Below are 12,783 nucleotides of genomic sequence, written 5' to 3' on the forward strand. Positions count from 1 at the left end.
ATATAAAAGAAATAAATGTAAAATAAGATTAAGTAAGATTCTAAAGTTTAACTTAATAGATCTAACTTAAACTAAAATTAAAAATATTAAATAAAGATTTAAAGTTAAAGTCATTATTAATTTTGTAAGTTAAACTTACATATTTAAATATTTATATAAAGGAGAGGAAGTAAAAAATGGATTATACAAAAGCAAAAATAGATGATGTTATAAAAAGAATAAATGAATTATATAAAAAGAGTAAAGAAGAAGGTTTAACAGAACAAGAAAAAGAAGAACAACAAATTCTAAGAAGAAGATACATAGATAATGTAAAAGCAAACTTTAGAGTACAATTAGAGGGCGTTGAACTTAAGAATAGAAAGTAATAGAGGGTGATGGATATTGTCAGTTACTGTAGAAAAATTAATTACAGATTTTGAATTAGAAGTTTTAGTTGAAGGTGAAAAGGATGTAAAGATATCTGTTAACGATATAAATAGACCTGGGTTACAGTTAGCTGGTTTTTATAATTATTTTGCGCCTGAAAGAATCCAAGTTATTGGTAAAGCTGAATGGAGCTTTTTAGATGATATGGGAATAGAGTTAATGAGAAAAAGAATCAATAAGTATTTTAGCTTTGACTCTAAATGCATAATTATAACTAGGGGATTAGAACCACATGCTGAATTTCTAAAAGCAGCAAAAAAGTCAAAATCATGGTTATTGAGAACTAATGTTGTTACAACTAAATTTATAAGTAAGCTAACTATGTACTTAGCAGGAAAACTTGCTCCAGAAACAAGATTACATGGAGTTTTAGTAGATGTATATGGTATAGGTATACTTATAACAGGAGAAAGTGGAATAGGAAAAAGTGAAACTGCATTAGAGCTTATAAAAAGAGGACATAGACTAGTATCGGATGATGCAGTTGACATTAAAGAAATAGATGGTAGTTTAATAGGTACATCACCTAAGATAACTATTGGAATGTTAGAAGTTAGAGGTATAGGTATTATTGATATATCATCATTATATGGATTAAGTTCTATATTACCGTCAAAAGACATAAATTTATTAATGCATTTTGAACATTGGAAAGATGATGGAGATTATGATAGATTAGGTATTGATAAGGAAACACAAGATATACTTGGAGTAAATGTTAGAAGATTAAGAGTGCCTGTAAGACCAGGAAGAAATATTGCAGTTATAATTGAAGCTGCGGCAGGTAATTATAGACACTCATTAATGTCTGATGTTACACCAGTAGATATAATAGAACAAAGAATGTGTGAAGTTAGTGAGGAAGAATAAGGAGGGCTATATTATGGGTAAAGATGCTAAAAAAAATGCATGGCTAAAATATGATGAAAATGGGAAACAAGAGGTTTTTAATTTTTGTGAGGGATACAAGAATTATCTTTCAGTAGGAAAAACAGAAAGAGAATGTATTCATGAGGCTATAAGATTAGCAGAAGAAAAGGGATACAGAGACTTAAATGAGGTATTAAAAAATAATGAAACCTTAAAAGTTGGGGATAAGGTTTATGCTAATAATAAGGATAAAACTTTAGCTTTATATTTAATAGGAAAAGATCCAATTGAAAATGGAATGAGAATTATTGGTTCTCATGTTGATTCTCCTAGAATAGATATAAAAGCAAATCCATTATATGAAGATGGGGATTTAGCTTTGATGGATACTCATTACTATGGTGGAGTTAAAAAATATCAGTGGGTTACATTACCATTAGCTTTACATGGAGTTGTAATTAAGAAAGATGGAACTAAAATTAATGTTGTTGTAGGTGAAGATGATACTGATCCTGTGCTTGGTATTTCAGACCTTTTAATACATCTTTCAGGAGAACAATTACAAAAGAAAGCAGCAGATGTTGTTGCAGGTGAAGATTTAAATGTATTAGTTGGTAATATTCCACTTAAAGGAGAAGAAAAAGAAGCTGTAAAGGCTAATATATTAAAGTTATTAAAAGAAAAATATGATTTTGAAGAAGAAGACTTTATATCAGCAGAATTAGAATTAGTTCCAGCAGGAAAAGCAAGAGATTTAGGTCTTGATAAGAGTATGGTAATGGGATATGGACAGGATGATAGAATCTGTGCATATACTTCATTAATGGCATTATTAGAGGTTGAATCAGTAGATAAAACATCAGTAATTTTACTTGTTGATAAAGAAGAAGTAGGAAGTATTGGTGCTACAGGAATGCATTCAAAATTCTTTGAAAACACTGTAGCAGAAGTTATGGATAGAAAAGGGGAATACTCTGAATTAAAATTAAAGAGAGCTCTTCAAAATTCAGCAATGCTATCTGCAGATGTTACTGCAGCATTTGATCCCAATTATCCAGGAGCTTGTGAAAAGAAAAATACAGCTTATTTTGGAAGAGGCTTAGTATTTAGTAAATATACTGGTGCAAGAGGAAAAAGTGGTTGTAATGATGCAAATCCAGAATTTGTTGCTTGGCTTAGAAAAATTATGGAGAAAAATGATGTTGCATATCAAACAGCAGAACTTGGTAAGGTTGACCAAGGAGGCGGTGGTACTATCGCTTATATTTTAGCTCAATATAATATGGAAGTTATAGATTGTGGTGTTGCACTACAAAATATGCATGCTCCATGGGAAGTAGCTAGTAAAGTAGATATTTATGAAACTAAAAATGGATATAAAGCATTTTTAATAGAAGAATAAATATAAATTTAAAATAAATAAGAGTTGCCATAAGGCAACTCTTATTTGTTTAGTTTATTTAAAAACTTTTCTAATCTATGTTCTTCCATAGATTGTGAACCTAAAATTCCATGTTTTGAATCATCCTCTTCATGACCATGAGAGTCAGAACCACAAGAAGTTAGTATATCTTTTTTATCTACAATTTTTAAAAAGTTTTCAGTATCTTCTGGGGTATTTAGCCCATATATACCTTCAATTCCATCAAAATCAAGATGAAGTACATCAAGTACATGTAATTTTTTTAATAAAACTGGATGAGCTAAAATTACAATAGCATTATAATTTTTTAATAACTTGATTCCTTCTTCTGCATCTAATTTATTTGCTGGTATATATGCAGGACAATGGTCACCAATAAAGTTATCAAAGATGTATTCTTTTGAATAATTATAGCCTGCATCTATTATAGCTTTAGCTATATGAGGTCTTGCAATAGTATCTTTACCATTTTTAAGAACTTCATTAACATCTATTTCAATATCGTTAAATTTCTTTAGCCTTCTAACAATTTCATGAGCACGTGCAATTCTTTTAGCTTTTAAATCTTCTAGAAAATGATTTAAATCTGGATTTTTATAATCATCACCTCTGAAGTATCCTAAAATGTGAACAGTTTCTCCTTTATAAGTTGTAGATAATTCTACTCCAGGAATAAAATGCATGTCTAATTTTTCCGCTTCAGATTTTGCTTCATCTATACCTGATAAAGTATCATGATCAGTTAATGCTAAATATTTAACTCCTCTATCGTAAGCTCTTTTTACAACATCTTTAGGTGAATATTTACCATCTGATGCAGTAGAATGTGTATGTAAATCGCATATAATCATAATAAATTTAAACTCCCTTCAAGTAAATGTTTTGTAGTATATAAAGCTATGATATAATTTATTCATTAATAATGCAATAATAATAAAATAACTTTAATTATTATTAAAAAGTAATAAGGTATTAGTAATATATTATTAATAATTTGTGCTTAATTAAAAAAAATATAGCTTAAAATTTAATAAATAAAGATATAGATAAAGTTGGAGGGATATAATGCTTTTAATGATTGATAACTATGATTCTTTTGTATATAACTTAGTTAGATACTTTGAAGAATTAGGGGAAGAAATTATTATTTATAGAAATGATAAAATAACTATTGAAGAAATAGAAAAAATGAATATTGATGGAATAATAATTTCACCAGGGCCAAAGTCGCCAAATGAGGCAGGGTTAAGTTTAGATATTATTGATAAATTTAAAGATAAGCTTCCAATACTAGGAATTTGTTTAGGACATCAATGTATAGGTCATTACTTCAATGCTGTTGTAAAAAAAGGAAAAGAGCCTGTTCATGGAAAAATGTTTAATATAACTCATAATAATAAAGGAGTATTTAATAATGTAAAGAATCCTTTAAGAGTTACAAGATATCACTCTTTAATAGTAAGTAAAGAGAATTTTCCAGATAGCCTTGAAATAACTAGTGAAACAGATGATAAGATAATAATGGGAATTAGACATAAAGATTATGATATATATGGAGTTCAATTTCATCCAGAAGCAGAAATGACTGAAGAAGGACATAAAATATTAGAAAACTTTATAAAAATAACAAAAGAATTTAATAAAAAAAGCAATTAATACTAATAAAAGTACTATTAGGAGTGGAGTTAAGTGGGGTTAATTAAAACAGAATTTAGTAGTAAATTAAATGCATTTGAAGTATATAATCTATTCAAAGAAGAAAAAGATACTATATTATTAGATAGTTCAAAAGAAGATGAAAGACTTTCTAAATATTCTTTTATTGGACTAAATCCATTTTTAATATTTGAATTAAAGAATAAAAAAACATATATTGATGGTAATGAAATTAAAGGGGAACCATTTAAAATATTAGAAAATCTAATAAATGAGTATAAAAATGATCTTCAAGATGATATTCCATTATTAAGTGGAGCTATGGGATATATTACTTATGATAGTGGAAGAATATTAGAAGAATTACCTGATATATCTGAAGAAGACTTTAATATTCCAGACATGAAGTTTATTTTTTATAAAAATATAATAATATTTGATTTAATAAATGACAAAAAATACATAACTGATTTAGATGGAAATAATGAAAAAATACATAAAATTTTAAAGAAAATAGATAATGGACATAAAATTAATGATGAAATAGTAGCTGAAAAAAGTAATAATATTTTTTACTCAAATTTTATTAAAGAAGATTATAAAAGTGCAGTAACTAGATTAAAGGATTATATAGTATCAGGTGATGTTTATATTGCAAATATGACTCAAAGATTTTGGTGTAATAATGAAGATGATTCATTTGATATATATAAGAAATTACGAAGTATAAATAAAGCGCCATTTTCAGCATATTTAAATTTTAGTGATTTTCAAGTAATAAGTTCATCACCTGAAAGATTTATCCAAGTTGTTGATAATAAGGCACATACAAGACCTATAAAAGGTACAAGGCCTAGAGGGAAAACTCATGAAGAAGATGAGAAAAATAAATTAGAATTGATAAATAGTGAAAAAGATAAAGCAGAGTTATTAATGGTTGTAGATTTAGAAAGAAATGACTTTAGTAAGGTTTGTAAGCCTCATTCTGTTAAAGTAAGAGAAAACTTTAAATTAGAAGAATATGCTACAGTTTTTCATTTAGTTTCTACTGTAGAAGGAGAGCTAAAAGAAGATGTTTCATCAGTAAAGTTTATTAAAGAGTGTTTTCCAGGTGGGTCAATTACAGGAACACCTAAAATAAGAGCTATGGAAATAATTGAAGAATTAGAAGGTTTAAAAAGAAATATTTACACAGGCTCTATAGGATATTTTGATTTTAGAGGCAATTGTGATTTTAATATAGTAATTAGAACTATATTAAAGAGGAATAATAAGGCTTATTTTGGTGTTGGTGGCGGAATTACTTATGATTCAATAGAAGAGGATGAGTATAATGAAACACTAGATAAAGCAAAAGCATTAATGAGAGTGTTATAGAAGGTAAAATATGAGAAAAGTTATATATGAGAATGATAATATAAGTATAGATAGTGGTTTGTTTTTTGGTAGAGGTGTTTTTGAAACTATATTAATAAAAGAATTACCTATATTTTTAGAAGCACATATAAAAAGATTAAATAATTCAATTAGAGCAATGAATCTAGGAGAATTAGTGAGTATAGATGATGTAAAAAGATTCATAAAAGAAAATAGAATAAAAAATAAAGCCTTAAAAATTACTATTACTGAGAAAAATCTAATTTATTCTGTGAGAGAAATAAAATATAAAGATAAAGATTATAAAAAAGGCTTTAAGACTAGTATTTCTAAAGTATTAAGAAATTCAACATCTAGAATAATAACCTTTAAAACTTTAAATTATTTAGAAAATATTATAGAATATGAAATATGTCAAAGAAATGGACTTAATGAAGCTATTTTCTTTAATGAACAAGGATATCTATGTGAAGGGTGTACAACAAATATTTTTATTGTTAAGAATGGAAAAATATATACACCCAAAATTGAATGTGGATTATTACCTGGAGTAGTTCGTAAATGGGTTATAGATAACTTTGATGTAATAGAAACTAAAATAACAAAGGATGAATTATTAAATAGCGATGAAGTTTTCTTAACTAATTCATTAGTTGGGGTAATTAAGGTTTCTGAAATAGAAAACAAGTTATTTGATAGTAAATTAATTGTAAAAATAAAAGAGCAATATGATAAAGCAATAAATGGAGGCGAAAAGTATGAATAAAGAAAAGATAATGGAAGGTGTAAGATTAATACTAGAAGGTGTGGGGGAAGATGTTAATAGAGAAGGATTAATAGAAACACCTGATAGAATAGCAAGAATGTATATGGAGATATTTGAAGGAATAGGCAAGGATGCTAAGGATATATTATCTAAAACATTTTCTGTAGAAAATAATGATTTAGTATTAGAAAAGGATATAACATTCTTTTCTATGTGTGAGCATCATTTAGTACCATTTTTCGGGAAAGCACATATAGCATATATACCAAAAGGAAAAGTAGCAGGACTTTCTAAGCTTGCAAGAACAGTAGAGGTATATGCTAAAAAACCACAATTACAAGAAAGATTAACAACAGAAATTGCAGATGCAATAATGGAATATTTAGATGCAGAAGGGGCTATGGTTGTTATTGAAGCAGAACATACTTGTATGACTATGAGAGGTGTAAAGAAGCCAGGAGCTAAAACTGTAACTACTACATATAGAGGTGTTTTTAGAGAGGATATTGAACTTAGAAGAGAAGTTATGAACTTTATAAGATAGGGAATATTTTAATTAAGAAGTTAAAATGTTAAGGCATTAGGGGCAGGTAAAAAGTTAAAAAGGTAAGGTCTTATGACAGTTAAGACATTAAGGAGTTAGGAGATAAATTTAGAAGGTTAAATTTTGGAATATGTATTACTTTGTAATTATTAGCTAACTTGGAGGTAGAATGAAGAATATTGATATAATAATGAACAATAGTATGTACACAGAATCTTTAGAAAAGTTAAAAAAGTATGAGGAAAACAGAGAGTTTTGTAATCATACTATAGAGCATTTTATTGATGTAGCAAGAATTGCATATATAATGGTTTTAGAAGAAGATTTGAAGGTGTCTAAAGAAGTAATTTATGCTATAGGATTATTACATGATATAGGTAGAGTAAAACAATATGAAGAAGGTATACATCATGATATTGCTAGTGTAGATATGAGTAGAGAAATTTTAAAAGAAACAAGCTTTACAGAAGAGGAAGTTAAGATTATTTTAAATGGAATAGCTAATCACAGAAAAGAAAGTGATAATAAGTTAGAAGAGATAATATATAGGGCTGATAAACTATCTAGACAATGTTTTAGTTGCAAAGCAGAAAATGAATGTTATTGGAGTAAAGACAAGAAGAATTTTAAAATAACATATTAAGGAGGAAAAGGCGTTGAGAATAGGAAATAAGGAGTATAAGTTAGGAGAAAGAACTTATATAATGGGAATATTAAATGTAACACCAGATTCGTTTTCAGATGGCGGAAAGTATAATGAAATAGAAGCAGCTGTAGCTCAAGCTAAGAAGTTGGTGGAAGATGGAGCTGATATTATAGATATTGGTGGAGAATCAACAAGACCGGGAGCTGAATATGTAACTGAAGAAGAGGAAATAAAAAGAGTAGTTCCTATAATTAAGGCTATAAAGAAAGAATTAGATGTTACTATATCAATAGATACATATAAGAGTAAAACAGCAGAAGCAGCTGTAAAGGCTGGAGCTGATATTATAAATGATATTTGGGGAGCTAAATATGATAAGGATATAGCTAAGGTGGCAGCAGAATATAATGTGCCACTAATTTTAATGCATAATAGAGAAGCTAAACCTTATGAAAACTTAATGAAGGATGTAATAAGTGATTTACAGGAAAGTATTGATATTGCTATTGAAGCTGGAGTGAAAAAAGAAAATATAATTTTAGACCCAGGTATAGGATTTGCTAAAACATATGAAGAAAATTTAATAGTAATGAATAATTGTGAAGTTATAAAAGCTATGGGGTATCCTGTACTTTTAGGAACATCAAGAAAGTCTATGATTGGATTAACTTTAAATTTACCAGTTAATGAGAGAGTAGAAGGAACACTTGCAACTACTGTTATAGGAATAACTAAAGGTATGGAATTTATTCGTGTTCATGATGTATTAGAAAATAAGAGAGTAGCTGTTATGACAGATACTATATTAAAGGTAAAGTAGGTAAAAATATGGATAAAATATATTTAAAGGATATTGAAATTTTTGCAAACCATGGAGTGTTTCAAGAAGAAAAAACATTAGGTCAAAAATTTATACTATCATTAGAATTATCATTAGATATTAAAGAAGCGGGAACAACTTATGATTTAACTAAATCTGTTCATTATGGAGAATTATGTCATAAGGTCATAGATATTTTTCAAGAGGAATCTTTAGATTTAATTGAAAGTGTTGTAAATAAGGTTGCATGCTTTGTATTAGATAATTATTCAATGGTTACAGCTGTTAAAGTGTTATTAAAAAAGCCATGGGCACCTATTGGAAGGCATTTGGATTACGCAGCAGTTGAAATTACTAGGGAAAGACATAATGCTTATATAACACTTGGAAGTAACATGGGAGATAGACAAGAAAACTTTAAAAATGCTATGGCAAAGATTGAAGAGGTTAATGGAATAAAAATTACTAAAACATCTTCTTTTATAGTAACAGAGCCATGGGGAAATGAAGATCAAGAAGAATTCTTAAATGGTGCAATTAAAGTAGAAACATATTTAACACCAAGGGAGCTTATGACTGAGCTTCTTAGAATAGAATTAGAGCTAGGAAGAGTTAGAGAAATAAAATGGGGTCCAAGAATAATAGATTTAGATATTGTATTATATGATGATGTAATAAGTAATGATGAGTTTATTATTTTACCACATCCATTAATGCATTTAAGAGACTTTGTATTAAAGCCACTAAATGAAATAGCTCCATATGCATTACATCCATTAAAGAATAAAAGAGTTTTTGAATTATTAGATTAAAAATAATACACTCAGAATAACTATAATTTTTATAGTATATTTTGAGTGTATTTTTTATAGGGTATTAAGTTACTTATTAGAAGTAGTTTTATTAATTATATAAATACAAAATGAATAAATATTATTTCTTATAGGTACATCATTCATAGTTATCATATCTTCTTGTAAATTTCCATCCCATGGAAAAAGTGTTATAGAATTTTTATCATAGACATTTATAACATATTTTGATTTATCATCAAAATCAATAATAAGTTTATATTTAACCTTTTCATCTTCTAAGGTTAGCTCACTTACATAGTTATCATTATTTAAAGATTCTAAAAAGCAAGGAAGAATGTCTTTATCCTCTTCTGAAACATCATGGTATTCATAAGAGTTTACATCGAATACTTTAAGTGAGTAACTTTCATTATTTTTTATTTTCTCATAGATTTCATTTGAATAATAATAAAGATTAGGTTTACTTCTAAGGTTTATGTATTTAGGATCATTAAAAACACAGCCAGAGAGAAGAGTAACTAATAATAATATACAAATAAACTTTAAGTATTTCATTTTATCCTCCCAAAAATGATTATATAAATAATTATTCTGTAAAAGTGTTATTTAGAACAAGGTTAGTAGAGAAATAGATTTTTATTATTTTATAAACAATTTAATTATTTATCATTTAATTAAATATAAAAGTAACAATATGTAATAAAAAGAAAAAAATTATAATAGTATAATTTATAAGTAATATATAGGTAGGATATTAATGAAAATAATTGCAACTATTGGCCCTAACTCATCAAATAAAAAGATTTTAGCTGAATTAATTAATAATGGTGTAGATATTTTTAGGTTGAATTTTTCTCATTTTTATGAAAGTGAATTTTTAAAAATATTGAATGATTCTAGAAGTATAAAAAAAGATATAATCATTATGGCAGATTTATGCGGAAAAAAAGTTAGAGTATACGAAGATTTAAAAAGTGTTTTTAAAGTTTATCCTGGAGATATAGTATACTTTTGTAGTTATGATGTATATTCACTTATTGTTAATACTAATGAAAAAATAAAAATTATTCCACTTAATATAAAGTCAGAAATAATAGAAAAAAATGATATTAAAAAAATATCTATGAAAGATGGAACTATGAATTTTAATATTATTGATAAAGATAAGGTGTTTTTAAAGGCAGAAGCAAATGATAGTGGTGTAATTAGAGGGGGAAAGGGGTGTAATATTCCAGGAGCTTATTTAGGAGAAAATTTATTAAATAATAAGGATAAACAAAATTTAAAGTGGGCTATTAATAATAATATAAATATAATTGGACAATCTTATGCAGAAAGTGCTAGTGAAGTATTATATTTAAGAGAATACATAAAAAGATATAAAGAAAATTCAGGTGATATTAAAATATTTTCAAAGATAGAAACTATGGTTGGGTTGAACAATTATAAGGAAATAATGAATTGTAGTGATGGAATTGTTATTGCAAGAGGAGATTTAGTACCAGAGTGTGGAATTGAAATTTCTGTAGAAGAAGAATTTGAATTATTAATGAAATTAAGAAATGATAAATATGATAAGGAAATAATAATAGCTACACATATATTAGATAGCATGAAAAATGGATTAAATGGTACTATAAGTGAAATAGAAAGTATATATACATTTATAAATAGTGGAGTAACAGGATTTTTATTAGCGGGAGAAACATCTGTTAGTAAATATCCAGTAAAAACAGCTAAATTATTAAATGATTTAATAAAAAGGTATAAAAAACATAATTGTTAAAGTATGGACAAAATATTTCTTACTATGTATTATAAAAAGGTACATCTATACTAAGGAGGAAATTTAATGAGTGAACAAGAAAAGAATCTACGTTGGTATAATTTAGCCATGATGGCATTTGTATCAGTGTGGGGATTTGGTAATGTTGTAAATAACTTTGCAAATCAAGGATTAACAGTAGTTGTATCATGGGTACTTATAATTGGATTATATTTTGTACCTTATGCATTAATGGTAGGAGAATTAGGATCTGTTTTTAAAGATAGTAAAGGTGGAGTAAGTTCTTGGATAAGAGGAACATTTGGAACTACACTAGCTTATTTTGCAGGATGGACATATTGGGTTGTTCATATACCATATTTAGCACAAAAGCCACAAGCTGCTTTAATAGCACTAGGTTGGACTGTAAAGCAAGATGGTAACTTTATAAAAGGAATGGACCCTCTAGTAGCTCAATTATTGACATTAGCAGTATTTCTATTTTTCTTATGGGTTGCTTCAAGAGGTGTAACATCTCTTAAAATGATAGGAACAATAGCAGGTACGTCTGTATTTGTTATGTCACTTTTATATGTTGTATTAATGTTAGCTGCACCATCAATTAGAGGGATGCAGCCAGCAACAATAGATTTTAGTTTTAAAAATATGATGCCGAATTTTAATTTTTCATATTTTACAACCTTGTCTATGTTAGTATTTGCAGTTGGAGGAGCAGAAAAAATATCTCCATATGTAAATGATATGAAAAATCCAAGTAAAAACTTCCCTAAGGGAATGATTACATTAGCTATAATGGTTGCAGTATCAGCATTACTTGGTTCAATAGCTATGGCTATGATGTTTGATGCTAATAATATACCAGCAGATTTAAAAATGAATGGTCAATATTATGCATTCCAAATGTTAGGTGAATACTATGGTGTTGGAAAATTATTTATAGTGATTTATGCATTAGCTAATTTATTAGCTCAAATTTCTGCACTAGTATTCTCTATAGATGCTCCATTAAAGGTTCTTTTAGCTGATGGAGATAGAAAGTTTATACCTAAGGCATTAACTAAGACTAATAAACATGGTGCACCTATTAATGGTTATATAATGACAGCTATATTAGTTGGTATATTAATAATAGTACCAGTGCTTGGTATTGGAGATATGAACTCTTTATTTGACTGGTTACTTCAGTTAAATTCTGTGGTTATGCCAATGAGATATCTTTGGGTATTCTTAGCATTTATAGGACTTAAAAAGGCTGCTGCTAGATATAAGTCAGATTATAAGTTTGTAAAAAATGATAAATTCGCTATGGGAATAGGAATTTGGTGTTTTGTATTTACTGCATTTGCTTGTATTATGGGGATGTTCCCAAGCAGCGTTGAAGCATTTACTGGTGCTTGGTGGTTCCAAGTATCATTAAATATTATTACTCCATTTGTATTAATTGGATTAGGATTTATATTACCTATGATAGCTAAAAAAACAAATGGTAGCATAAATGAAAAAAATAAATCAAAAAATATTGCATAAAAATTGAAAAGAAAAATAAGTAAAAACTATTAAGAAAAACTATATAAAGTATTAATAACCTCTTAAGAAAATATTTAATAACTTATATTGCAAAAAGCAATAATTGATAGTATAATGAGAACAT

The 12,783-nt window shown here is 27.3% G+C and carries 14 protein-coding genes; 12 read left to right on the top strand and 2 right to left on the bottom strand.

The window, feature by feature from the left end:
• Positions 1-176 precede the first annotated feature (176 nt).
• Genes HCG76_RS11790 through HCG76_RS11800 form a run of 3 tightly spaced genes read left to right on the top strand, consistent with a single transcriptional unit; the run spans position 177 to position 2,701 of the window.
• Positions 177-368, top strand: coding sequence for a DUF896 domain-containing protein (locus tag HCG76_RS11790; protein WP_221699054.1), 192 nt, complete (start codon positions 177-179; stop codon positions 366-368).
• A 16-nt stretch (positions 369-384) separates the two neighbouring features.
• On the top strand, positions 385-1,299 hold the full coding sequence (hprK, locus tag HCG76_RS11795) for an HPr(Ser) kinase/phosphatase (RefSeq protein WP_221699055.1): 915 nt from the start codon (positions 385-387) through the stop codon (positions 1,297-1,299).
• A gap of 13 nt (positions 1,300-1,312) precedes the next feature.
• Entirely contained in the window at positions 1,313-2,701 is a 1,389-nt protein-coding gene (locus HCG76_RS11800) for an aminopeptidase (protein ID WP_221699056.1), read from the top strand.
• Positions 2,702-2,742: 41 nt separating this feature from the next.
• Here HCG76_RS11800 and HCG76_RS11805 read toward each other — a convergent pair whose 3' ends face one another.
• A complete protein-coding gene (locus HCG76_RS11805) occupies positions 2,743-3,573 on the bottom strand; it encodes a PHP domain-containing protein (RefSeq protein WP_221699057.1) in 831 nt (276 codons plus the stop codon).
• A 214-nt stretch (positions 3,574-3,787) separates the two neighbouring features.
• On the opposite strand from HCG76_RS11805, the gene HCG76_RS11810 reads away from it, so the two are divergent.
• The 7 genes from HCG76_RS11810 to folK all read left to right on the top strand — a co-directional run bounded on the left by HCG76_RS11810 (position 3,788) and on the right by folK (position 9,343).
• A complete protein-coding gene (locus HCG76_RS11810) occupies positions 3,788-4,378 on the top strand; it encodes an anthranilate synthase component II (protein ID WP_221699058.1) in 591 nt (196 codons plus the stop codon).
• 33 nt (positions 4,379-4,411) lie between these two features.
• Complete coding sequence (pabB, locus tag HCG76_RS11815; RefSeq protein WP_221699059.1) at positions 4,412-5,755, top strand: aminodeoxychorismate synthase component I; 1,344 nt, start codon at positions 4,412-4,414, stop codon at positions 5,753-5,755.
• A 10-nt stretch (positions 5,756-5,765) separates the two neighbouring features.
• Positions 5,766-6,521 (top strand): aminotransferase class IV, encoded by a 756-nt coding sequence (locus HCG76_RS11820; RefSeq protein ID WP_221699060.1) that lies wholly within the window; start codon positions 5,766-5,768, stop codon positions 6,519-6,521.
• Positions 6,514-7,065 (top strand): GTP cyclohydrolase I FolE, encoded by a 552-nt coding sequence (gene folE, locus HCG76_RS11825; RefSeq protein WP_221699061.1) that lies wholly within the window; start codon positions 6,514-6,516, stop codon positions 7,063-7,065. Before HCG76_RS11820 ends, folE begins: the two co-directional genes overlap by 8 nt.
• Positions 7,066-7,234: 169 nt before the next feature.
• Entirely contained in the window at positions 7,235-7,708 is a 474-nt protein-coding gene (locus tag HCG76_RS11830) for an HD domain-containing protein (protein WP_221699062.1), read from the top strand.
• Positions 7,709-7,721: 13 nt separating this feature from the next.
• The gene (gene folP, locus HCG76_RS11835) at positions 7,722-8,531 is read left to right on the top strand and encodes a dihydropteroate synthase (RefSeq protein ID WP_221699063.1); all 810 of its coding nucleotides are present in this window, start codon (positions 7,722-7,724) and stop codon (positions 8,529-8,531) included.
• A gap of 8 nt (positions 8,532-8,539) precedes the next feature.
• Positions 8,540-9,343: a 2-amino-4-hydroxy-6-hydroxymethyldihydropteridine diphosphokinase gene (gene folK, locus HCG76_RS11840; RefSeq protein WP_221699064.1), complete on the top strand. Its 804-nt coding sequence runs from the start codon at positions 8,540-8,542 to the stop codon at positions 9,341-9,343.
• Between the two features lie 69 nt (positions 9,344-9,412).
• On the opposite strand, the gene HCG76_RS11845 is transcribed toward folK, so the two are convergent.
• Positions 9,413-9,901, bottom strand: a complete 489-nt coding sequence (locus HCG76_RS11845; protein ID WP_221699065.1) for a DUF4883 family protein — start codon at positions 9,899-9,901, stop codon at positions 9,413-9,415.
• A 202-nt stretch (positions 9,902-10,103) separates the two neighbouring features.
• Between HCG76_RS11845 and HCG76_RS11850 the strand changes: the two genes are divergently transcribed.
• On the top strand, positions 10,104-11,132 hold the full coding sequence (locus HCG76_RS11850) for a pyruvate kinase (RefSeq protein ID WP_221699066.1): 1,029 nt from the start codon (positions 10,104-10,106) through the stop codon (positions 11,130-11,132).
• A gap of 66 nt (positions 11,133-11,198) precedes the next feature.
• On the top strand, positions 11,199-12,659 hold the full coding sequence (locus HCG76_RS11855; protein ID WP_221699067.1) for an amino acid permease: 1,461 nt from the start codon (positions 11,199-11,201) through the stop codon (positions 12,657-12,659).
• The last annotated feature ends 124 nt before the right edge of the window (positions 12,660-12,783 follow it).

It is taken from the genome of Clostridium sp. K13, assembly GCF_019734195.1.
Lineage (GTDB): Bacteria > Bacillota > Clostridia > Clostridiales > Clostridiaceae > Clostridium.